This is a genomic window from Guyparkeria sp. TX1 (assembly GCF_046523965.1).
Classification (GTDB): Bacteria; Pseudomonadota; Gammaproteobacteria; order Halothiobacillales; family Halothiobacillaceae; genus Guyparkeria.
The window spans coordinates 995,546-1,017,846 of the sequence record NZ_CP144142.1 but is presented as its reverse complement, the minus strand read 5'-3'; the positions used below and the strand labels follow the sequence as shown (position 1 = coordinate 1,017,846).

General features: G+C 64.9%; 21 protein-coding genes. 6 read left to right on the top strand and 15 right to left on the bottom strand.

Annotation, left to right across the window (positions count from 1 at the left end; all coding sequences use genetic code 11):
- The first annotated feature begins 279 nt into the window (after nt 1-279).
- A complete protein-coding gene (locus VWP12_RS04765) occupies nt 280-708 on the top strand; it encodes a CZB domain-containing protein (protein ID WP_158611763.1) in 429 nt (142 codons plus the stop codon).
- A gap of 18 nt (nt 709-726) precedes the next feature.
- Here VWP12_RS04765 and VWP12_RS04760 read toward each other — a convergent pair whose 3' ends face one another.
- The 3 genes from VWP12_RS04760 to VWP12_RS04750 all read right to left on the bottom strand — a co-directional run bounded on the left by VWP12_RS04760 (nt 727) and on the right by VWP12_RS04750 (nt 5,101).
- Nucleotides 727-1,365 (bottom strand): HPP family protein, encoded by a 639-nt coding sequence (locus tag VWP12_RS04760; protein ID WP_125198767.1) that lies wholly within the window; start codon nt 1,363-1,365, stop codon nt 727-729.
- Nucleotides 1,366-1,470: 105 nt separating this feature from the next.
- The gene (gene sbcB / locus VWP12_RS04755; RefSeq protein WP_410474833.1) at nt 1,471-3,021 is read right to left on the bottom strand and encodes an exodeoxyribonuclease I; all 1,551 of its coding nucleotides are present in this window, start codon (nt 3,019-3,021) and stop codon (nt 1,471-1,473) included.
- 55 nt (nt 3,022-3,076) lie between these two features.
- Nucleotides 3,077-5,101 (bottom strand): transglycosylase SLT domain-containing protein, encoded by a 2,025-nt coding sequence (locus VWP12_RS04750; RefSeq protein WP_410474832.1) that lies wholly within the window; start codon nt 5,099-5,101, stop codon nt 3,077-3,079.
- 174 nt (nt 5,102-5,275) lie between these two features.
- On the opposite strand from VWP12_RS04750, the gene gluQRS reads away from it, so the two are divergent.
- Nucleotides 5,276-6,199: a tRNA glutamyl-Q(34) synthetase GluQRS gene (gene gluQRS / locus VWP12_RS04745; RefSeq protein WP_410474831.1), complete on the top strand. Its 924-nt coding sequence runs from the start codon at nt 5,276-5,278 to the stop codon at nt 6,197-6,199.
- A gap of 43 nt (nt 6,200-6,242) precedes the next feature.
- On the opposite strand, the gene VWP12_RS04740 is transcribed toward gluQRS, so the two are convergent.
- Nucleotides 6,243-7,058, bottom strand: coding sequence for a rhodanese-like domain-containing protein (locus VWP12_RS04740; protein WP_410474830.1), 816 nt, complete (start codon nt 7,056-7,058; stop codon nt 6,243-6,245).
- A gap of 238 nt (nt 7,059-7,296) precedes the next feature.
- Here VWP12_RS04740 and VWP12_RS04735 point away from each other — a divergent pair, with 238 nt between their 5' ends.
- Nucleotides 7,297-8,016 (top strand): hypothetical protein, encoded by a 720-nt coding sequence (locus VWP12_RS04735; protein WP_410474829.1) that lies wholly within the window; start codon nt 7,297-7,299, stop codon nt 8,014-8,016.
- Between the two features lie 45 nt (nt 8,017-8,061).
- On the opposite strand, the gene VWP12_RS04730 is transcribed toward VWP12_RS04735, so the two are convergent.
- The 11 genes from VWP12_RS04730 to VWP12_RS04680 form a co-directional block, all read right to left on the bottom strand.
- Nucleotides 8,062-9,663: a peptide chain release factor 3 gene (locus VWP12_RS04730; RefSeq protein WP_410474828.1), complete on the bottom strand. Its 1,602-nt coding sequence runs from the start codon at nt 9,661-9,663 to the stop codon at nt 8,062-8,064.
- 64 nt (nt 9,664-9,727) lie between these two features.
- Nucleotides 9,728-10,174 carry a ribosomal protein S18-alanine N-acetyltransferase gene (gene rimI, locus VWP12_RS04725; RefSeq protein ID WP_410474827.1) on the bottom strand — a complete coding sequence of 149 codons (447 nt, stop codon included), beginning with the start codon at nt 10,172-10,174 and terminating at the stop codon, nt 9,728-9,730.
- A gap of 17 nt (nt 10,175-10,191) precedes the next feature.
- Complete coding sequence (locus VWP12_RS04720) at nt 10,192-10,728, bottom strand: hypothetical protein (protein ID WP_410474826.1); 537 nt, start codon at nt 10,726-10,728, stop codon at nt 10,192-10,194.
- 19 nt (nt 10,729-10,747) lie between these two features.
- Nucleotides 10,748-12,295 carry a 2-isopropylmalate synthase gene (locus tag VWP12_RS04715; RefSeq protein WP_410474825.1) on the bottom strand — a complete coding sequence of 516 codons (1,548 nt, stop codon included), beginning with the start codon at nt 12,293-12,295 and terminating at the stop codon, nt 10,748-10,750.
- Nucleotides 12,296-12,530: 235 nt separating this feature from the next.
- Nucleotides 12,531-13,310: a CDP-diacylglycerol--serine O-phosphatidyltransferase gene (gene pssA / locus VWP12_RS04710; RefSeq protein ID WP_410474824.1), complete on the bottom strand. Its 780-nt coding sequence runs from the start codon at nt 13,308-13,310 to the stop codon at nt 12,531-12,533.
- Between the two features lie 42 nt (nt 13,311-13,352).
- Nucleotides 13,353-14,369 (bottom strand): ketol-acid reductoisomerase, encoded by a 1,017-nt coding sequence (gene ilvC / locus VWP12_RS04705; protein ID WP_125198757.1) that lies wholly within the window; start codon nt 14,367-14,369, stop codon nt 13,353-13,355.
- 53 nt (nt 14,370-14,422) lie between these two features.
- Nucleotides 14,423-14,923: an acetolactate synthase small subunit gene (gene ilvN, locus VWP12_RS04700; RefSeq protein WP_410474823.1), complete on the bottom strand. Its 501-nt coding sequence runs from the start codon at nt 14,921-14,923 to the stop codon at nt 14,423-14,425.
- A gap of 12 nt (nt 14,924-14,935) precedes the next feature.
- Complete coding sequence (locus tag VWP12_RS04695; protein WP_125198755.1) at nt 14,936-16,636, bottom strand: acetolactate synthase 3 large subunit; 1,701 nt, start codon at nt 16,634-16,636, stop codon at nt 14,936-14,938.
- 391 nt (nt 16,637-17,027) lie between these two features.
- Nucleotides 17,028-17,975, bottom strand: a complete 948-nt coding sequence (locus VWP12_RS04690; protein WP_410474822.1) for a hypothetical protein — start codon at nt 17,973-17,975, stop codon at nt 17,028-17,030.
- Nucleotides 17,976-18,183: 208 nt separating this feature from the next.
- Entirely contained in the window at nt 18,184-18,420 is a 237-nt protein-coding gene (locus VWP12_RS04685; RefSeq protein ID WP_410474821.1) for a sulfurtransferase TusA family protein, read from the bottom strand.
- A gap of 69 nt (nt 18,421-18,489) precedes the next feature.
- The gene (locus VWP12_RS04680; RefSeq protein WP_125198752.1) at nt 18,490-18,810 is read right to left on the bottom strand and encodes a rhodanese-like domain-containing protein; all 321 of its coding nucleotides are present in this window, start codon (nt 18,808-18,810) and stop codon (nt 18,490-18,492) included.
- Nucleotides 18,811-19,249: 439 nt separating this feature from the next.
- On the opposite strand from VWP12_RS04680, the gene VWP12_RS04675 reads away from it, so the two are divergent.
- The 3 genes from VWP12_RS04675 to soxA all read left to right on the top strand — a co-directional run bounded on the left by VWP12_RS04675 (nt 19,250) and on the right by soxA (nt 22,281).
- Nucleotides 19,250-20,650 (top strand): M48 family metalloprotease, encoded by a 1,401-nt coding sequence (locus VWP12_RS04675; RefSeq protein ID WP_410474820.1) that lies wholly within the window; start codon nt 19,250-19,252, stop codon nt 20,648-20,650.
- Between the two features lie 329 nt (nt 20,651-20,979).
- Nucleotides 20,980-21,363 carry a sulfur oxidation c-type cytochrome SoxX gene (gene soxX, locus VWP12_RS04670; RefSeq protein WP_125198750.1) on the top strand — a complete coding sequence of 128 codons (384 nt, stop codon included), beginning with the start codon at nt 20,980-20,982 and terminating at the stop codon, nt 21,361-21,363.
- A gap of 57 nt (nt 21,364-21,420) precedes the next feature.
- Nucleotides 21,421-22,281: a sulfur oxidation c-type cytochrome SoxA gene (soxA, locus tag VWP12_RS04665; RefSeq protein ID WP_410474819.1), complete on the top strand. Its 861-nt coding sequence runs from the start codon at nt 21,421-21,423 to the stop codon at nt 22,279-22,281.
- Nucleotides 22,282-22,301 lie beyond the last annotated feature (20 nt).

Here is a 22,301-nt window from a genome sequence, read left to right as displayed (position 1 = left end):
TCTGGCTTACCGGCTTGTTCGCCATCAAGGCGCCGATTCGAAGTCGGGCTCATTGCCCGGCGAGAATCGGCAACACCGAGGGCGGGCAAGCCGGCAAGCCCCTTCGGGCGGGCCGCCAGGCGCCCATCTGCGGTGTTGCAGCGCTTGCCAATGGCGACGGCCATTGGGCGGCGCACTGCGCCTTGCATCTGGACGCCTGGCGACCCGCAGAGGCGTTGGCTATTCGTGCAGCCCTTCCCTAAACTGACCCCACGCCCCACACCGCAAGTGAAATCACTCATGAGTGCATCGTCCCCGAACCTGCCGGAACCGTTCGACTACCAGGCCTTCATCGACGGCTTCGAGGAAGTCACCTACTGGCATTTCGACTGGTACTCACGAATCATGGCGGTGCTGTTGTATGGCACGCCGCGGCCGGCACTGAGCGAGCATGAATGCCGTTTCGGCCGCTTTCTGGAAAGCCACGGCGCCCCGCCGGGACGTCAGGGCGAATTCAACAAGGTCCACCAACTGCACGTGCAGATGCACAAGTCCGCCGACACGCTGCTCACCAGCGCCGAAGGTGGCCAACAGGCCGAGCGGGAATCCTTTGATGAGTTCGTGGAACTGCAGAGTCTGTTCCTGGCCACCTGCTTCAACCTGATGCGCGATGCCTACAGCGACAGTTGTGCACTGGCGCAACGCCAAGGCACGACGCCGGCCATCTGAACCCCTACCGGAACGGTACTAGAGCCAGAGTTCGAGCGGCGCGTAGTTGATCAAGGTACGCAGGATGTCGCTACGCGTCACCACGCCGATGACCCGGGGCGGGTCTTCGGCCTGGTCGACGATCGGCATGCCACGAATGTCCTGTTCAAGCAGCACGCGGGCCAGTTCGCGGACGTTGGTCTGGGGGCCGGCCGTCAACACCTCGAAGCGGGCGATCGCCCCGACCGGCATCTTGGCCAGATCCGAGTAACGAATCCGCTGGCGCGTGATATCCCCCCGGGTGATGACCGCCTCGATGCGCCCGTCCTCCCCCATCACCGGCAACAGGCCGATGCGACGCTCGGCCATGAGGTCACGCGCGCGCCCCACCGTGTCGTTGATGCCAATGGTCAGCGCCGGGCGCGACATGATCTGCTCGGCCACCGAGACCGGCGCCGGCTCCCGGTTGACCTGCCCGGCGGCCTCTCGATAGGCACGCAGCGAGTCACCCCGGGGGCTGCGAGCCTCACGATCCAGCGCGAACGGCGTACCGGCCTGGTCCTCGCGGACCGCCGGCGGCGGCTCGACCATCATCGGCGGGCGCAGCAGGCCGGGTGACGTCGCCTCGTCGATCGTCACCCCGTCGCTGACCCCGCGACCAAAGACCGTAAAGCTCATGCTGGATTCCTCGTGTTCCCTGTCCGGTTATCGGCCTGCCGCCCGTTCACTTGAGTGCAAGTGACTGAATTGCCGTCCCTTGGCTGCCGTCCGGGAAGTTCGGAATCACCTGCCGGCGCCGTTGGCCACCGCCCGCTCGCGTTCCTCGAGCCATCGCCGATATGGACCGAGCAGCGCGCGCTGTTCAGGCGACCAGTGAGCATCGGTGGCCAGGCGCTCGACCTCCGCGAAGAGCGAGGGGAAGTCACGCGCCGTGCCGATGTCCGCCCCTTCGACTTGCTCGGCCCGCTGCCCGGGTCGCAATTGATCGACCAGCCGGCTCCTCCATCGTTCCGCGGTGGCCGCATCCAGCGCCTCGGGCAGATTGCGGGCGACAAAGCCCTCCACCAGGTCCGGCAGGCGCGGGTCCTCGAACGACCAGGCAAGCAGGTCTCGTGCATGAGCGATCGCGTCGTGCCGCGACCGCAGGCTCCGTGCGCGCCCCCACCAGTCCTCGAGGTGGCGCCGGTCGGCATTGGGCACGAAGCCCGCGTAAAGCGACTGTTCGGCCGGCCGGGGTGGGAACTCGCCCTCGGTCTGCGCCAACGCCCCCAACAGGCGTTCGCGCAGGGCATCGAAGTGACTCCGGAAAGACTCGGCATGCTCGTCGATCCGCCTGCGATCGATCACCATGCGCTGGGCCACCCCGTCGCGCTCGAGCGTCTCGGCCGACAGGACGACCGGCACCCGGTTGAGGTGAATCGACTTGATCGGCAGGCGCAGATCGTCCCAGTCGCGTTCGGCATCGATTGGCGGGTTCTTCAGGAAGCGACGCTCGGCCCACTGCTCGGCATCCAGATCCAGCCAGGGCAGCGGGTCGAAGCGAAGGTCCCAGCATTCGCGCCGATTGCGGTTGTTGTCGACCTGACCGAAGGAGGAGAAAATCGATGCCGAAGCCACCCGCGCCGGCAGACGTGGCGAGACGTGCAGGAAGGCGCCGTGATCGGGCTGATCGACCACCCGCGCCACCTCGCGCTTGTCCCTTGCCGCGAGCAGACGCTCCCACAGCGCCGGGTCGGCATCGCGCAGGGCCCGTGCCAGGTCGATGGTGGCCTCGACATCACTGAGCGCGTCGTGGGCGTTCTCGTGCGTCAGCCCGTTGGCCGCCGACAGCTCGGACAGCCGCAGCGTCGGCCGACCGTCACTACCGACCGGCCAATTGAGCGCATCGGGTGCCAGCAGGCGATAGGCGCGTGCCGCGTCCAGGACATCGAAACGGCTGTTGCCATCGGCCCATTCGTGACGATAGGGGTCGAGCAAATTGCGCCAGAACAGAAAGCGCAACATCGGGGCATCGAAGCGCAGGTTGTTGAACCCCACCACGCAGGTGTTCGGTTGGCTCACCAGCCGATGGATACGGTTGGCCAGATTCGCCTCGCTATCGGCCTCGGCCAGCACCGGGGCATCCGGCAGCAGGCCGGTGGTCATTACCGCCGCCGGGTGCGCCAGGCAGTCCTCTGGGGGACGCGCGTACCAGACCACCGACTCGCCGATCGGCTCGAGCGACATGTCGGTACGGATGGCCGCGAACTGCAGGGGGCGGTCAAAGACCGGGTCGGCCCCGGTGGTCTCCAGGTCGAAAAACAGGAAGCTCGGTGGCGTGGTGGCAACAGACAAGGGCCCGACTCCATGGCATCAATGAATTAAGTGAATCAGTCCGAGTGATTCCGGGTCATTCCTGATCATCGCCGGGCCTAACCACCGACAACAACTCGCCCAGGCGTCGCGGCTCGCCGGTCAGCCGCCAGCGGTAGGTCACCATGCCCGCGAGCACCGCCTGCGCATAGGCGCGGGTCTCGTCGAACAGGATCGTGTCGACCCAGACATCACCGGGCAACGGGACCTCTGGCAACCACCCCTTGATGCGACCCGGCCCGGCATTGTAGGCGGCGGTGGCCAGCGGGTAGCGGCCTTCGAACCGTTCGGCCATGTGCCCGATGTAGGCCGTGCCCAGCGCGATATTGGTGCCGGGATCCGCCAACTGACTCGGCGAGACCCCCAACCCCGCCTGCCGATTGGTCCAGCGTGCGGTGGCCGGCATCAGTTGCATCAGGCCCTGCGCGCCGGCACCGGAGCCGATGTCGCGCATGAACAGGCTTTCGCGGCGCATGATCGAGTAGACCCATTCGGCCGGCACGCCTTGTCGCTCGGCCTGTGCCTCCACGAGTGCCCGGTGCGGCATGGCAAAGCGGGTGGCGTACCACGCCGGATCGTGCAGCTTGTCCATGCGGGCAATCACCACCGAGGCCCGGTCGTGCCAGTGGGCCTGGTCGGCGAGGTAGGCAAGCGCCGGCAGGACGTCGTCGCCCAGCCCGTCGATCTCGTGATTGAACAGGCGACGGGCGTCTTCGGGACGATCGAGGCGATGCAGGGCAAAGGCGAGCGACAGCCAGGGATTGTCGGCCAGCGTCGCGACGGCCTCGTCCGACGGTGTCGGCGGCTCGCCTTGGGCCTCGGGCAAGGGATAGCCGATGCCAAGCCGGTCCGCAGCCAAAAAGCCGTGATAATCGGGGGTGCCGGCCAGCTCGCGCCAGACCGTGCGCGCGGCCGTCGACTGCCCCAGGTGATCGTCGGCGACGGCCCGCCAGTAACGCCACTCGCGCCGCTGGCGCAATTCCTCGGGCATGGCATCGATCGACGCCTTGACCCGTGACCAGTCCAGATGCCGCAAGGCCGAGCGCACGGTCCAGGTCCAGACCTCCTCGTCACGAGCCGCCAGTGGCACCTCGGTCAGCCATTCATGCGCCTGCGGCTCGTATAGATAAGCGGCCTTGAGCGCGGCCAGTCTTGCCACGCTGCCGGCCTGCTCGGCATCGATCAGTTCCTGGGAACGAGCCCGGGAAAGCGACTCACGGGCACGCGCCGGTTCGCGCTTGGCCAGCCAGAGCAGTCCTTGAGTAATCTCCTCTGCATCCCCCTCGGCCTCGATCAGCGCCGGCACGGCCGTGGCGGGACGATCACGCAGGTCCATCCAGCGGTCGCGATAGGCCGCAAGCCCGGTCGGCCCCTGGCGGACGAGGTAGCGCGCCAGACCATCCTGACCCGCTTCGACGGCGGCACGCACGCGCGCCCGGTAGGCCGATTCGTCGAGATAGCCATTGGCATCAAGCCAGTCGAATGCCGGATCACAGGCCTCCGGCTGGCTGCGCCCGCGCTCCCACACCGCCAAGGCAGCGTCGGCCTGCTCGTCGCTCAAGACGTCGTCGAGCGTCAGCTCGGCCTGCCAGTAGGCGCACTGGCGCCGGGTGCCGGGATCGATTTCTGGGGCGCGATCGAAGACAAGCCGGTACTCGCCCCAGGCCTCGGTTTCGGCCAGGTGATCCAGGTATCGGCGCTTGAGTCGCGGCATCAACGGGATCTCGGGATGCTCTCGCAACCGGGCGGCCACGGCCGACGGTTCCTGCTCAACCCGCTCGTGCAGCCACTGCACTTCCAGGTACGTTGTCACCTGTTCGCCGTGACGGGCACCTTCAAGACCCGCCAGCGCCTGATCCAGGCCGTTGCGATCGCCACGCTCGATCGCCTCGAGGGCGGTTTCCAGCTTGTCATCCAGCGCAGAGCCCATGGCATCGCTGGGTTCGTTGGCGCCGCCCAGCGCGGGAACAAGGGGCAGCGCGAGCGTCAACAGCAGGGCGGACCCCTTGGTGAAGCCATGGGCGAAAACGCGAGCGGAAGCGGGAACACGGAATCGGAACATATCGATACTCTACGACATCGGGGGCGACGGACAGACAACCAGGCTTCGGGACGGGCACGGCCCGACTCAGATCACGTCAGGACGTGGACTGCCCCCATAGGATGCGCCAATCGGCCTTGAGTTCGCCGCCATCGAGCATTACATCGGAATGCAGCACCCAATGCAGGCACAAACATGACCACCAGCACGACCTACCATGGCCGTTTCGCGCCAACGCCCTCGGGGCCGCTGCATGCTGGCTCGCTGGTCGCGGCGTTGGGGAGCTTTCTGGATGCCCGAGCCCACAGCGGGCGCTGGTCGCTGCGCATCGACGATACCGACCAGGCGCGCAGCCGTCGTGACGCGATCGAGGCGATCCTCGAGCAATTGCAGGCCCACGGGCTGGCCGTCGATGGCGAAGTGATCTTCCAGAGCGAACGCACTGCGCGCTACGAAGCCGCCCTGGCGCGGTTGGAATCGGCCGGACGGGTCTATCGCTGCAACTGCACACGCGCTCGGCTGCGCGACTGGGCGGAACAACACGGGCAGGCGATCGGGGCGATCGGTCCGCTCTACCCCGGCTTTTGCCGCGAACAGCCTGCCGCGGCTCACGAGCGTCATGCGTGGCGATTCCGAGTGGGCGAGCACCGGCGCACGGTGGCCGACCGACGTCTGGGCGAAATCACCCAGCGCCTGGCCACCGAGGTGGGCGACCCGGTCCTGCGACGAGCCGACGGGCCGATTGCCTACCACCTGGCCAACGTAGTCGATGACGACGAGATGGGCATCACGCAGGTGGTGCGCGGTGAAGACCTGGCCAACCTCACGCCGCTGCACGTGGAACTCGCCGAGGCGCTCGAGCTACGCGTGCCGGGTTACCTGCACCTGCCACTGGTCAATGGCCCGGACGGGCGCAAGCTGAGCAAGACCAACCATGCCACCCCGCTGGATAACCAGCGGGCCATGGAGAACCTTCGCCAAGCGGCGGGCGTATTGGGGCTGGACACCACCATGACCGACTGGGAGACGGTGGCCGGCTTGCTGGAACGCTGGATTAGCGAATGGCGCGATCGCGCCCCCGCGGATCGCCAACCAGCAACGACACACCCCGCAGGATGAGTGGATCGACCTGACCGGGTCGCGCAGCCGGCGATTGGCGCCGTTATTGCAGCCCCATGCCTTCGTAGATCTTGCTGGCGCCGCCTTCGAGGAACCAGTACTGCGCGACGCCCTGCTCCTCGAGGTAATACTGCAGCCAGCGCACCTGCTTGCCGGTGGCATCGACAAAGAACATTGGCCGCTGATCCGTCATTGCCGCCTGCACCAGCCAGCCGAGCTCCTGGTTATCGTTGGTCAGGGGAACGTGACGGTCCCGCATCTGGAACAGCGACACTCCCTGGCGCTGATCCTTGCTGCGGATATCGATGATCACGGGATCGATACTCGACTGGATGCGCGCATAGAAGGCGTCCTCGTCGAGCACGCGGCCCTTGAAGGCCTCGTCGGCGATCAGCTGGTCGGCACTTTGCAGCGGCTCGCCCAGCAGGACCGTTTGCTCCGGGTGGGCCTGCGCCCAGGCGAATACACCGGCGTCATAGACGCGCGCGTCCGCCACCCCGGCCTCCTTGGCCTTCAGCGCCGCCTTGTAGGAGACCGCGCAGGTCACGCCATTGCAGTAGAACACCAGGGGCTGCCCCGATTCCTCGGCCAGGGCCCGTACGGATTCGTTGAAATCACGCGAGGCAAGCGGGATCGAGACGGCATCTTGGATATGCAGGGTTTCGTACTCGTAGGGCGAGCGCGCATCGACCACGGTCACGGCATCCAGCGAGCCCGCCAACTCCTCGGTTTCCACCGGCGGCACGCCGACCGAGGCGTACTTGTCGCGCAGCGGGAAATCTTCCGCGACGGCCGGGCCGGCAAGCAGCAACGCCACGCCGAGCACCAAGGCAGCCGGCAGCCCCTTTAACGATTCCACTCGCCCAACGATTCCCTTCGAACTCCCTGCGATCGGCATGCGCGTCCCTCCTCATGTGACAAACCGAATGCAGGCAACATACCCCCTTGTACTCGATCGACGCAATAAAGAGACGATCTCCTTCATGAGCAGCGACTTGCCCGTTGCGCGCCGGGCTGATTAAATCCGGGCTCGTGTCGCGACTGTCGGTCACCTATCCGATCGAACGCCCCCATCCCTCGAGTCTTCTGGAATGCCCATGCGCCGCCTTGTTACCGCCCCCCGATCCGTCGCCCTCGGCGCAACCCTCCTGGCCGGCCTGCTGGCCGGCTGCGAGCCCACCCCGCCCGAGCACCCGTTCCTGCCATGGGACGTCGAGGTCAACGATCGCGGGCAGGTAGCGGTGTTCGGTGTGACGCTGGGTGAGTCGACCCTGCTGGACTTCAAGCGACGCTATGACCAGAAGGCGGATCTGGCGATCTTCGCCCAGCGCGGCGAGCCGCTGTCGATGGAGGCATTCTTCGGGCGCATGAACGTCGGCCCGCTGACGGCCAGGGTGGTCCTGGTGGCCGAGGTGGATCCGGAAACGCTGGAGCGTTGGGCGGGGGAATCGCGCATCGCCGACCCGACGCCGAGCGGGGCACGCAAGCTCTCCATGTCCGACGAGGCCCTGGTGGAGGCGCAGGACAAGCCGATCCGCTCGATCAGCTACGCGCCCAGTGCGGACTACGAGGAAGAACTGATCAGCCGCCGTTTCGGCGAACCGACCGACAAGCGCCCGATCCCACGCGGCGAGGGCGACGAGGGCGACGAGGGCGAGCCACCGGCGATGCTGTGGCTTTACCCGGAAAAGGGACTGGCCATCACGGTCGAACCGGACGACAAGGAATTGTTCCAGTACATCAACCCGGAACACTTCGACGAGTTGGTCGAGCACACACTCGGCGGCAATCCCGAGGGAGATCCGCAGGATCACTGATCCGCCACGGGTCCATAGCGACCCCGCGACCAGAAGCCAGCTGGCTTACTCGGTGCGGTAGTCGCCGTGCTCTCGGGTAGCGAGGAAACGCACCTCGGGCCAACGCTCCTGGGTCATCTGCAGGTTGACGCGTGTCGGCGCGATATAGACCAGCTCGCCGGCGTGGTCGATGGCCAGGTTCGCCTGATTCTTGTTCTTGAATTCCTCGAAGCGCTTGGGATCGTCGCATTCCACCCAGCGGGCGGTATTGACGTTGACCGCCTCGAAGCGGCAGTCGACGTTGTACTCGTCCTTCAGGCGCTGGGCCACCACGTCGAACTGCAGCACGCCCACCGCACCCAGGATCAGGTCGTTGTTGGTCATCGGCCGATAGAGCTGGGTCGCCCCTTCCTCACACAACTGTGACAGGCCCTTGAGCAGCTGCTTGGACTTGAGCGGATCCTTGAGCTGCGCACGACGGAACAGCTCCGGGGCGAAGTTTGGGATGCCGGTGAAGGCGAGCTTCTCGCCCTCGGTGAAGGTATCCCCGATGCGTACCGTGCCGTGGTTGTGGATGCCGATGATGTCGCCGGCCTGGGCGGTTTCCAGCCGCACGCGGTCGGAGGACATGAAGGTCAGCGCGTCCGGGATCTTCACGTCGCGCCCCAGGCGCACGTGGTGGGACTTCATGCCGCGGCGGAACTCGCCGGAACAGATGCGCAGGAAGGCGATCCGGTCGCGGTGCTGCGGGTCCATGTTCGCCTGGATCTTGAAGACGAAACCGGTGAACTTGTTCTCCGAGGGCTCGACCGTGCGACCCGTCGCCTCGCGCGGCTGCGGTGGCGGGGCGTACTCGACGAAGTCGTCGAGCAACGATTGCACACCGAAGTTGTTCATCGCCGAACCGAAGTACACCGGCGTCTGTTCGCCCCTGAGGTAGGCGTCGAGATCGAACTCGTCGGCCGCGCCCTCCACCAGTTCCATCTCCTCGCGCAACTCGTCGGCCTGGGTGCCGAGACGCTCGTCGAGCAGCGGGTTGTCGAGCCCCTTGATCGCCTCGACGGCCTGATCGCGGGTGCCATCGGCGGAGCCGAAGAGATAGGTGGTGTTCTGGGCAATGTGATAGATGCCGCGAAAACGCTTGCCGCTGCCGATCGGCCAGGTCACCGGCGCGCAGCGGATGTTCAGAACGGTCTCGACCTCGTCGAGCAACTCGAGCGGATCGCGGCCCTCGCGGTCGAGCTTGTTGACAAAGGTCATGATCGGCGTGGTGCGCAGACGGCAGACCTCCATCAGCTTGATGGTGCGCGCCTCGACGCCCTTGGCGGCATCGATGACCATCAACGCCGAATCCACCGCCGTCAACACGCGGTAGGTGTCCTCCGAGAAGTCCTCGTGGCCGGGGGTGTCGAGCAGATTGACGATGCGTTCACGGTAGGGGAACTGCATCACCGAAGAGGTCACCGAGATGCCCCGCTCCTTCTCCATCGCCATCCAGTCGGAAGTGGCGTGACGACCGGACTTCTTGCCCTTGACCGTGCCGGCGAGCTGGATCGCACCGCCGAACAGCAGCAGCTTTTCGGTCATGGTGGTCTTGCCCGCGTCCGGGTGCGAGATGATCGCGAAGGTCCGGCGGCTGGAGTAATCGTTTTCGGGGGTAGTGCTCATGGACTCTCGGGTCTGCAATGACAGGGCCCGTCGTCACGCCGGGCCGATGGAACAATGATTGGGGCTACAGCAGGCAGCGCATCACGCGTGCGTCCTCCCGGCCGTCGGGGGCCGGATAATACGCCTTTCGGTGACCGATATCCGTAAACCCGGCGGACTCGTAGAGGGCGATGGCCGCGGTGTTGCCGGCACGCACCTCGAGGATCACGCAGCCGGCATCGCCGGCGCCCGCCGACTCGAGCAACCGCTCGAGCAAAAACCGCCCCGCCCCGCGCCGCTGGACGGCCGGATCGACGCACAGGTTAAGCAGGTGCCACTCGTCGAGCACGGTCATGACCACCGAGTAGCCAATCAGTTGCCCGCGCGAAAAGGCCCCGTCGAGCCGATAACCGGCCCGCAGGCAGTCCTCGAAGATCGCCTCGCTCCAGGGGTATGGATGGGCCGCCTCCTCGATCGCCACGATCTCCGGCAGGTCTTCGCCGGCCAGCGCGGCCCAGTCCCAAGCCGGCATGACCGCGGACTCGGCCCTCATCCGCGCGCCCGCCGGCCACGGGCCACCAGGGCCCGCCACAGCCGACGCTTGGCTGACCCGTCGCCGGCCAGGGACGCCAACTCCCAGGTTTCTCCCCTAACGGTCACGGTATCGCCACCCTCGCCGCTTTCGCAGGCCAGACCCGCAATCTGGGCAATCGCCTCGGCCAGTGCCCGGTAGGGGGAGTCGGCCGCGAGACACAACCGGTCGGTCAGCACCTCGTCGGCCGGCTCGGCCTGAGCCGGGGTCGGGGCCGCCTCGGCAGCGGCAACGGGCTCTTGCCGAGGCCGCTCATCATCTGTCCCGTCAGGCCCCGGGGTCGGGACATCCGCCGAGGTATCCATCGGGGTTTCGATCGGGTCAGGCTGTGGCTCATCCCGAGCCTCATCCCGGAACTCGACGGGCGCATCGCTGATCGGCTCTTCGTCGTCGACGGGCGACTGCAAACGGGCCGGGCGCACGCGTCCACTGGGGCGAAAGCCCTCGATACCCAGCCACCCCAGGGCAGCCTCCCGATCGACCCGCAAGGCCATGCTCAGACCGGCCCCCGCGTCACACGTCACCCATCTGCGGGTGAGCGCGCTTCGGGGGATGCTCGAGGCGCTCGATGGCATTGAGATAGGCCTTCGCCGAGGCGATCACGATATCCGTGTCCGCGCCCTGCCCCGTGACGATGCGGCCGGCGCGCTCGAGGCGCACGTTGACCTCGCCCTGGGCGTCGGTGCCACTGGTGATGTTGTTCACCGAATAGAGCTGCAGGTTCGCGCCCGAGGCGACGATCTTCTCGATCGCGGCCAGCGCGGCGTCGACCGGGCCGGCACCGGTGGCCGTGGCGGTCATTTCCTCGCCACGGATCGAGGCGGTGATGGTCGCCTCCGGCGTCTCGCCGGTCTCCGAGCAGACGTGCAGTGCGACCAGGCGGAAGGCCTCTTCCTGCTCGTCATAAACCTCCGAGACCAGTGCCTGGATGTCCTCGTCGAAGATCTCGCGTTTCTTGTCGGCCAATTCCTTGAATCGACGGAAGGCATCGTTGAGCGCCTCTTCGCTCTCGAGCTCGACGCCCAGATCCTTGAGGCGGCTCTTGAAGGCGTTGCGCCCGGAAAGCTTGCCGAGCGACAGCCGGTTGGTCGACCAGCCGACGTCCTCGGCGCGCATGATCTCGTAGGTCTCGCGGTGCTTGAGCACGCCGTCCTGGTGGATGCCGGATTCGTGGGCGAAGGCGTTGGCGCCGACGATCGCCTTGTTCGGCTGTACCGGGTAGCCGGTGATGGTGGAGACCAGCTTGGAGGTCGGCACGATCTGGGTGGCGTCGATGCGGGTCGACACGCCGTAGATGTCCGGCCGGGTGCGGGTGGCCATGACGACCTCCTCGAGCGCGGCGTTACCGGCCCGCTCGCCGAGACCGTTGATGGTGCACTCGACCTGCCGGAACCCCGAGCGCACCGCGGCCAGCGAATTGGCCACGGCCAGGCCGAGGTCGTTGTGGCAGTGCGTCGACCAGACCACCTTCTCCGAGCCCTTGACCCGCTCGATCAGGGTCGCCATCTGCTCGCCCCATTGGCCCGGCGTGGCGTAGCCGACCGTGTCGGGGACGTTGAGCGTGGTCGCGCCGGCCTCGATGACCGCCTCGAACACCCGCACCAGGAAATCCATGTCCGAACGCACCGCGTCCTCGGCCGAGAACTCGACGTCGTCGGTGTACTCGCGCGCGATCTTGACCGCGTTCACCGCGTGGCCGACCACCTCGTCCGGCGTCATGCGGAGCTTTTTCTCCATGTGGATCGGGCTGGTGGCGATGAAGGTGTGGATACGCCGCCGTGGTGCCGGGGACACCGCTTCGCCGGCCCGACGCACGTCCTTTTCGCCGGCGCGTGCCAGCGAGCAGATCGTGGAGTGCTCGACATGTTCGGCGATGGTGCGAATGGCGTTGAAATCGCCTTCGCTGGCCGCGGCAAAACCGGCCTCGATCACGTCCACGCCCAGTCGCTCCAGCTGACGGGCGATACGCAGCTTCTCGTCACGCGTCATGGACGCGCCCGGACTCTGCTCGCCGTCGCGAAGCGTGGTGTCGAAGATGATCAAGGAGTCACTGCTGCTCATGGCAAAAACCTCAGGTGTCGCCGCCGGGTCCTCCCGTCGGACGTTCTTTATCTAGTCGGTGGTCGCGTGAGTCGCCTCGCCAGGCCTTCGTCAATAGCCCCAGCGGGGCAGTCGCAGCAGCAGCGACGAGCCGACGACGCACAGCCCCACCACCGGAACGGTGGCCGGGAGGGAGAAACAGGCTGTGCGCAAATGACGGCTCATGGCTGCAAGGTAACGACGCGGGCGGCGCGATTCAAGAGACCAGGCGTTTGATGCGCCGACGCAATCCCCGCGAGAGCGTCCACAGCGGCGCCGAGAGCGCGTAGGCACTCGCCAGCACCCACAGTGTCAGGGCGAAATCCTTCAAGAGCAGCACGAACACGATGATCGCGATTGGCAGGCTGAGGAAAGAAACGCGCAGACGTGGTGAGAGCCGCTTGCCGCTGAAGTACGGGAAGCTCGAGACCATCAACAGCCCGGTGGTGATGGTGATCACCCAGACCCAGCCCTGCTGGGCCTCGAAGGGAATGCCGTGCGCCTCGAAGAACCACACCATGCCCATCAGTACCGCCGCGGCCGCCGGCGAGGCCAACCCCACGAAGTAGCCCTTGTCGACCGTCTCCACCTGCACGTTGAAGCGCGCCAGGCGAATGGCGGCCGCCGCGGCAAACACGAACGCGCCGAGCATGCCCCAGCGATCGCCCATGCCCTGCAGGCTCCAGAGGTAGACGATCAGTGCGGGCGCGATGCCGAAGGAGACCACGTCGGACAGCGAGTCGTACTGGATACCGAACTCCGACTCGGTGCCGGTCATCCGCGCCACGCGCCCATCCATGCCGTCGAGCAGCATGGCAACGAAAACGGCGATGGCCGCCGGGACGAAGTTGTCCTGGACGGCCATCACAATCGCGAAAAAACCGGCGAACAGGGCGCCGGTCGTGATCAGGTTGGGCAGAAGGTAGATCGCCTTGCGCCGCCGATGGTCATCCTGCCGGTCGGCCGGTTGCTGCTCGGTCTGCGTCTCGTGATCCATGTTCTGCCCCTCCCGGGATTACCTCGTGCGACGGTCCCGCGATCAGTTGCGGGACTTGTCGACGATCTTGTTCGCGCTGATCCACGGCATCATGCCACGCAGACGCTCACCGACCTGCTCGATCGGGTGCTCGGCGTCCTGGCGACGACGTGCCGTCATTGAAGGGTAGTTCAGTGCCCCCTCGTTGATAAAGCGCTTGGCGTACTCGCCGTTCTGGATGTTGGCCAGCGCCTCGCGCATCGCCTGGCGGGACTCCTCGTTGATCACCTTCGGGCCGGTGACGTACTCACCGTACTCGGCGTTGTTGGAGATCGAGTAGTTCATGTTGGCGATGCCGCCCTCGTACATGAGGTCGACGATCAGCTTGAGCTCGTGCAGGCACTCGAAGTACGCCATCTCGGCCGGGTAGCCCGCCTCGGTCAGGGTCTCGAAGCCGGCGCGGACCAGCTCGACGGTACCGCCGCACAGCACGGCCTGCTCACCGAACAGATCGGTCTCGGTCTCGTCCTTGAAGGTGGTCTCGATGATGCCGGTACGACCACCACCGACGCCGGAGGCGTAGGACAGCGCAATGTCCTTGGCCTTGCCGGAGGCGTCCTGGTGGATCGCGATCAGGTCCGGAATGCCGCCGCCACGGGCGAACTCGGAGCGCACGGTATGGCCCGGGGCCTTCGGCGCGATCATGATCACGTCGAGGTCCTTGCGCGGGGTGACCTGGTTGTACAGGACCGAGAAGCCGTGGGCGAAGGCCAGCGTCGCGCCTTCACGCAGGTTCGGCTCGATCTGGTTGGCGTAGATCTCGGCGTGATTCTCGTCCGGGGCCAGCATCATGACCACGTCGGCCCAGGCGGAAGCCTCCTCGATGGTCTTGACCGTCAGGCCCTCGCCCTCGGCCTTCTTCTGCGAGCCGGAACCGGCGCGCAGGCCGATCACGACCTCGACACCCGATTCCTTGAGGTTCAGCGCGTGGGCGTGGCCCTGCGAACCGTAGCCGATGATGGCGACCTTCTTGCCCTGGATCAGGGAGATGTCGCAATCCTTGTCGTAATAAACCTGCATGAGATGTGTCTCCAGTCGAGTGGTATTGGAATAAGGAAAAAAATCGGCGAGGCTCAGACCTCGGGAACCAGCATGCCGCGTGGCCCGCGCGAGATGCCCAGCGCGCCCGAGCGCACGATCTCGACCACCGGGATCGAGCCCAGCGCGTCGATGAAGGCATCGAGCTTGCTGCCCGGGCCGACCAGCTGAACGGTGTAGCTGGACTCGGTCACATCGATGATCTGCCCGCGGAAGATGTCGGCCAGACGGTAGACCTCCTCGCGCACGGCATCGAAGGCCTGCAGCTTGACCAGCATCAGCTCGCGCTCGATGTGCGCGGTGTCGGCCATGTCCTGGACCTTGACCACGTCGATCAGCTTGTTGAGCTGCTTGACGATCTGTTCGATCACCTGCTCGTCACCGCTGGTGACCAGCGTCAGGCGCGACAGTGACTCGTCGTGGGTCGGCGCCACGCACAGTGATTCGATGTTGTAGCCACGTGCCGAGAACAGGCCGGCCACCCGCGAGAGCGCGCCGGCCTCGTTTTCCATCAGGATCGAGATGATGTGTCGCATGTCAGGCCGCCCTCACAGCAGGATCATTTCGTTGAGGCCCGCACCGGCGGGAACCATCGGGTAGACGTTCTCTTCCGGATCGGTCTGGAAGTCCATGAAGACCAGCCGGTCCTTCATGGCAAACGCCTCCCGGAGCGCGCCCTCGACGTCGGACGGCTTCTCGATGCGCATGCCGACGTGACCGTAGGACTCGGCCAGCTTGACGAAATCCGGCAGGGATTCCATGTAGCTCATCGCGTAGCGACCGGAGTAGAAGAACTCCTGCCACTGACGGACCATGCCCAGATAGCCGTTGTTGAGGCTGACGATCTTGATCGGCAGCTGGTACTGCAGCGCCGTGGACAGCTCCTGGCTGCACATCTGGATGCTGCCCTCGCCGGTCACGCAGGCAACCTCCTCGTCGGGAAACGCCCACTTGGCACCCAGCGCGGCAGGCAGGCCGAAACCCATCGTGCCCAGACCACCGGAGTTGATCCAGCGATGCGGCTTGTTGAAGCCGTAGTACTGCGCGGCCCACATCTGGTGCTGGCCGACATCGGAGGTGACGAAGGCATCCCCGCCGGTGACCTCCCACAGCTTCTGCACCACGTACTGCGGCTTGATGATCTCGTCGGACCACTTGTACTCGAGGCACTTCATGCCGCGCCACTGCTCGATCTGGTCCCACCAGGACTCGAGCTCCTTGGTCTTTTTCGCGCCGCCGGCCTGGTTGACCAGTTCGATCATCTCGGTGAGCACCGACTTGACCGCGCCGACGATCGGCACGTCGACGATCACGTTCTTGGAGATCGACGACGGGTCGATGTCGACATGAACGATCTTCGCGTGCGGGCAGAACTTGGACAGATCCCCCGTGACACGGTCATCGAAGCGCGCGCCGATGGCGATCAGGACATCGCAATGATGCATGCCCATGTTCGCCTCGTAGGTGCCGTGCATACCGAGCATGCCCAGGAACTGCTTGTCGTTCGCCGGGTAGGCACCCAGGCCCATCAGCGTCTGCGTGATCGGATAGCCGAGCTTGCGCGTGAAGTGCGTCAACTCGTCTGCCGCACGACCCAGAATGACGCCGCCACCGGTGTAGATCATCGGGCGCTCGGCGTTGACGATCAGGTCGACCGCCTTGCGGATCTGCCCGGAATGCCCCTTTTCGGTGGGCTGGTAGGAGCGCATCGCGACCTTTTCCGGGTACTCGAACGGCACCTTGACCTTGGGATCGGTGACATCCTTGGGGATGTCGACCACGACCGGGCCCGGGCGACCGGTGGTCGCCACGTAGAAGGCCTTCTTGATGGTCTCGGCCATGTCACGCACGTCCTTGACCATGAAGTTGTGCTTCACGCAGGGACGGGTGATGCCGACGTTGTCGACTTCCTGGAAGGCGTCGTTGCCGATCAGTGCGCTATGCACCTGGCCGGTGAAGACCACCAGCGGGATCGAATCCATGTGCGCGGTGGCAATACCGGTGACGGCGTTGGTCGCCCCCGGACCGGAGGTAACCAGCACCACGCCCGGCTTGCCGGTGGCGCGGGCATAGCCGTCGGCCATGTGGACCGCGCCCTGCTCGTGGCGCACGAGCACGTGATTCACATGCTCCTGCTGGTACAGGGCATCGTATATATGAAGGACCGCCCCACCGGGGTAGCCGAAGACCGTATCGACCCCTTCCGACTTGAGGCACTCGACCAGGATTTGACCGCCGGATAATTCCACGAGAGTACTCACCTCGAAACTTGCGCGTTTCACTAAATAAATGACTTGACGATCGACTCGACGGTGGACGAACCACCGGAGCGAGCGTCCGATTTCGGGGTAACCGTCCCCGCATCCGGGGCACGCCCCGGATGGTCATCCACTTCTCATTGAGTTTGCTCGAAAGCAAAGAGTGCAACGCGATCAACGCAGCCCATGACGACGGCAGCCCGCCCGGGCGGCGAGATCATCGCCGGCCGAGCAGGCTGCCATCAACCGCGGATGCGCCCGTTAGGGCCCGGCGGTCTCAATCGTAGACCTGCCAATATAACGTGTTATTGGACAGATTTCACCACTTTGGGCGCAACGCAGACGCGCGCGACGGGCGGCATCGGCCGATCGCCGTCCGAGTTCAGAAGGTACCGAAGCCTCCACCCGAACTCTGCTCTTCCTGCTCGATCTCGCCATCGACCACTTCAAGCATCAACTTGTTGATGGCATCGGGCGCCTTGCGCAGTTTAAAGAACGAGGCATCGCCGCCCATCATGGGCAGGTCCGGGAAGAACAGCGCCATGCGAAAACGCAGGCTCAGGGTCTCGGCCTCGCTGCCATCCAGCAGCACCGGGTGCGGCAGGAAAGCGTAGCCGCGCGGCGCGTCAACATCGACCGCTTCCACCAGCGCCGCGCCGTTCGCGTTCGGATCGTCGGTGTGCATGCCGACACCGTAGACCACCTGGTCCCGACCCGGAATGCGCACGCGGTAGACGAGTTCCGTGCCTAGCTCGCCGTTATCGGCCCGACTGGCGATCTGCCGATCGGCGGCATTGAAAGAATCAAATCCGCCGAGATCAACCGGGTCCTCGAAGGTCTCGAGACCAAAGGCGTATTGATAGGTGCGCAGATTGGTGCTGGATATCGGTTCGGCACCGAAATAGCCGGTCGCGCCGAGTGCGCGCGCCATGGCCTGGAACACGGGCTCGTTGTCCGACTCCAGACGGTAGCCGTGCGCAACGTACTGCGGATGCTGGTAGGAGACGCGCGTATCGTTCTCGGTTTGTTCGAGCGCCACGCTCAGGACCGCGCCGTAGCCGCCTCGCGAACTGCGCGCCGCCGTGTCGAGCAAGGTGTCATTGGTCACTACCAGGACACGCACGCCCTCGGTGGGCACGTAGTCACCGACCACCTCGAAGCCCTCGGCGACCAGCTTCTCCCTTGCGGTCTCGGCAGACGCTGTGACATCGCCCGGCAACGCCGCGCCTTCGATAAACGGTTGAAATTCGGCCCGGACCAGTCCGGAAAACAGCAGGCCAAACATGAAGATGCCTGCCAGCAGCAGGCGATTCGGGTGGGCATTCCCCATGGCTCATCACTCCCTTGTGTCAAATTCGTTCTGTCGTTGTTGTTGTCATTGACGATTCCGACAATACGCCAGAACCCCCGCGAACGCCTACCCCAGCCGGCATCATCCGCCCGGCTGTCTCACTGGAGCAACGGCACTCACTCAACAACACAACGACATGAACCCCATCCCTGGGGCCATCGATAGCCGCCGAATCATTACGGCGGCACTACTCGCCGCGAATCAACTCGACCCGCAACTCGTCTCCCTGCCACTCGAGCGCCACCAGCTCGTGGCCGGCGCGCTCGCAGTAGGCGCGAAAATCACTCTCCGCCCCTCGGTCCGTGGCCAGCACCACGATCCGCTGCCCCGTCGCGGCCGTTGCCAGCGCCTTGCGCGCCTTGAGTAACGGCATGGGGCAGGACAGCCCCCGGGCATCCACCTCGATCGGCGCTTCTTCAGTCATCGACATTCGTTCCGGCAATGACAAAACGGGACCGGGCAACCCTCAAGCCCGGGCGGTCAAGGGCAACGCTTATTGCGTCGGCGCCACCAACGGCAACCCCGAGCCGGCCCAATACATGACCCCGCCCTCGAGGTTGAAGAGTCGATCGATGCCCTGACCTGCCAGGAACTGGCAGGCCTGCGCCGAACGCGCTCCGCTGTGGCAATAGATGACCACGTCACGATCGCCGCGAAAACGATCCACGTTCATGGGCACCAGATGCAACGGCACCAGGGTGGCCCCCTCGATCACGCCGCGATCCGTCTCGGCGGGGCCGCGCACGTCGAACAGGGCGACCTCGCCGAGGCGCGCGTTCAATTCATCGGCACTGATGCTTTCGTAGGCTGCCATAATCGTCTCCAGACTGGTTCACTAGGGAAACTCTGTACGAATGCCGTACCGCTCTGCGTGGCTTGATCACGAACGGCTCGCCAAGCCAGAGTGGCATGGCATTCGTACAGAGTTTCCCTATCAATCGCGGCAGTTTAGCGGCGAGCGCCGCATCGCGTCCATCCAGACCCCCTTGCCCAGATCGGAATCGAACGCCAATCCGGGTACGCCTCGCCAAGGCCAGTTGAACCGGGCCTCGACGACACTATCTTTCGACGAGGCGCCGCCATTCGCCAAATGGCACGCAAAGGTAGTGCATCGCCCCGGCTCGGGCCGAGCCGGAATGACCCGCCGGGCAGCGACCCCTTTTATACTTATACACTCCGGAAACCCGCGCCTGGCCAAGCGGTCCAAGCGCAAGCGAAAAAGCATGAACCACGGGAAGCACCACACGAAACCCATGATGCGACACCTCTTCACCCTGCTGCTGGCCGTCGTGCTGCTCACCAGCCTGCCCGGCCGCGCCCAGGCCCAGCTGCCGGAGCTGGGCAACCCGGTCGACACCGTGCTCTCGCCTGACGAAGAGCGCCAGATCGGCGCGGAGGTGTTTTCGCAACTGCGTGCCCGCGGCGGCGTGATCGAGGACCCCCTGCTCGACTCCTATCTCAATGATCTGGGCATCCGCCTGATGTCATCGGCCTCCGGCACGCGCTTCGCCCCCCAGCTGATCATCGTCGACAACCCCATGATCAACGCCTTCACCGTGCCCGGGGGATACATCGCCGTATTTTCGGGCTTGATGCTCACCGCGGAGAACGAAAGCGAACTGGCCGGCGTGGTCGCCCACGAAATCGCGCATGCCACCCAGCGGCACATCGCCCAGATGGTCGCTGCCCAGGCCGGCAACAGCATGACCGCCGTGGCCGGTTTCATCGCCGGCATCCTGCTGGGCGCCGTCGACCCCCAGCTCGGTGCCGCGGTTGCAACGGCCGGCATTGCCGGGGCGGCACAGAACGCGATCAACTACACCCGCATGCACGAGCGCGAAGCCGATCGGATCGCGATCGACACCCTGCGTCGCGCGGATATGGACCCGCGCGGCATGGCCAGTTTCTTCGAGACACTACAGAGACGGGCCGGCGCCAGCCCCGGGCGGCAGTTCGAGTTCCTGCGCACCCACCCCATGAACAGCGAGCGCATCAGCGCCATCCGCGACCGTCTCGCCGGCCTGAACAATGACCGTTTCGGCGCCAACGACAGCGAATCGTTCCGGCTGGCCCGGGCCCGTTTGGCGGCGCTCACCGGCCGCAGCGGACTCTCCCTAGACGAACCTGAAGAGACCTATCGCCAGGCCGTCGCCGCCCAACGACAGGGCAACCACGACCAGGCCGTCGAAAAACTGCGTCCGCTCTACCGCGACAACCCGGGCAACCGCTGGTACGCCCTGCCACTGGCGCGGGCACTGAACGACACCGGCCAAACGCAGGAGGCCGACCGCGTCCTCGCCGATCTGATCTCGCTCTATCCCGGCGACAGCACCTTGTTGCGGGTCGAGGTCGACTGGATGCTCGACCGAGGCGATGCCAAGACGGCCTACCAGACCGCGCGCCAGGCGGTCGAAGATCGCCCCAAGGATGCCGAAGCGGCCCTGACACTCTCGCGAGCGGCCAGCGCCGCCGATCGCCCGCTCGAACACCACGAACAACTGGGCCGTTACTTCCTGCTCAAGGACAACCTGGTCGCTGCCCACCAGGAACTGGAGACCGCCTACACCCACACCGCGGACAACCCGCGCGCCCAGGCCCGGATCGAATCAACCCTGCAGGAAATCGAGCGACTCGCCGGCCAGACGGAAGAGTGAACCTGCGGTTTTTGCAGGAAAATCGATGGATCAAGCCTGCCAGCATGGGCCGGGCAGCATGCCCAGTGAACCCAAACCCTCCCCGACGCGCCAACTCGGCAAAAGCCACGGCGATGTGGTATTAATGAACGCGCAAACCGCCTCATGGCGGGGGTGGCGAGACGATGGAATTTCAACAAATGCTAATAATCATTCCATCATGTCGCCATAAATTATTTTTTATTGTCTCGAGTGTTCAGGCCACTAAAGTGGTACACGTCGATTCGATGAATGAGACAACTCACCAAGGAATCTCGGCGCTGACACAGCGACCGCAGAGGAGGATAACAATGAAGAAGTTCACATCCGTGATCACCACGGCAGGCGCTGCCGCACTGCTTGCGGCCGGCTTGAGTTTCTCTGGCGCCGCTACCGCACAGAATGATGAAGGCCTGTCCGATTCCGCCCAGAAGGGCAAGGAAATCGCCTTCGGCCGTGGTGCGGGCAACTGCTTGGCATGCCACCAGATGAAGGGCGGCAACCTGGCCGGCAACATCGGCCCGGCACTGATTGCCATGAAGGCCCGCTATCCGGAGCGTGAGGACCTTGAAGCAGTCCTCCATGACCCGCGCGACAAGTTCGGCGATCAGACCATCATGCCGCCGTTCGGGGCCAACAAGATCCTGAGCGAAGAGGAAATCAGCAACATCGTTGACTACCTCTACACCCTGTAAGCACAGGTCTCAGGGATCAATAAAAGCTAAGACCCGAATCACAAGGAGATATCCATAATGAAACGCCTGTTTTCCAGCATGATCGCCGCCAGCGTTCTGGCTACCGGCGGCGCGATGGCCGAGCCGGCCAACCCGTCCGATCCGGAAGAGTTCCGCCAGATGATGGTTGAGTTCTACCAGGAGCGTTACCCGGACGTCCCGTTCGAGGAATACAACAATGGCGTCTACGCCATTGATGAAGATGCCCGCTCCCAGTGGGAAGGCATGATGGTGTTCCCGGAGACCGACCAGTACATCGCTGCCGGTGAAGAGCTCTGGAACGAGTACCGCCTGCCGAACGGCAAGCCGCTGTCTTCCTGCCTGGGCGAGGCCAAGGGCCTGCGCGCCAAGTACCCGTACTTCAACGAGAAAGACGGCGAAGTGCACAGCCTGGGTCTGGACATCATCAACTGCCAGAAGAATGCCGGCGAAGAAGCCGACAAGGTCTGGGATCCGAAGAACAACTACAAGAAGTTGGCCAACGTCCTTGCCTACCTCGCCAGCGAGTCGGCAGGCATGACCAACAACGTCCAGATCGACAGTGAAGGCGCCAAGGATGCCTACAACCGTGGCAAGGAAGCGTGGTTCCGTCGCACCGGTCGCCTGGACAACTCCTGCGCCGACTGCCACCAGTACCACGGCGGTAAGTACGTCCGTGCCGAGCACCTGCACATGAACCTGGGTAACACCACCCACTTCCCACTGTTCCGTTACAGCAAGGGCAGCATGTTCACGATCCAGAAGCGGATCGCTGGCTGCTTCCGCGACACCGGCACGGTGCCGTTCGAGCAGTACTCCCCGTACTACCGCGATCTCGAGTTCTTCATGTCCTACAACGACAACGAAATGGAACTCAACGGTCCGGGCATCCGCAAGTAATCCTCCGGGATTATCGGGAA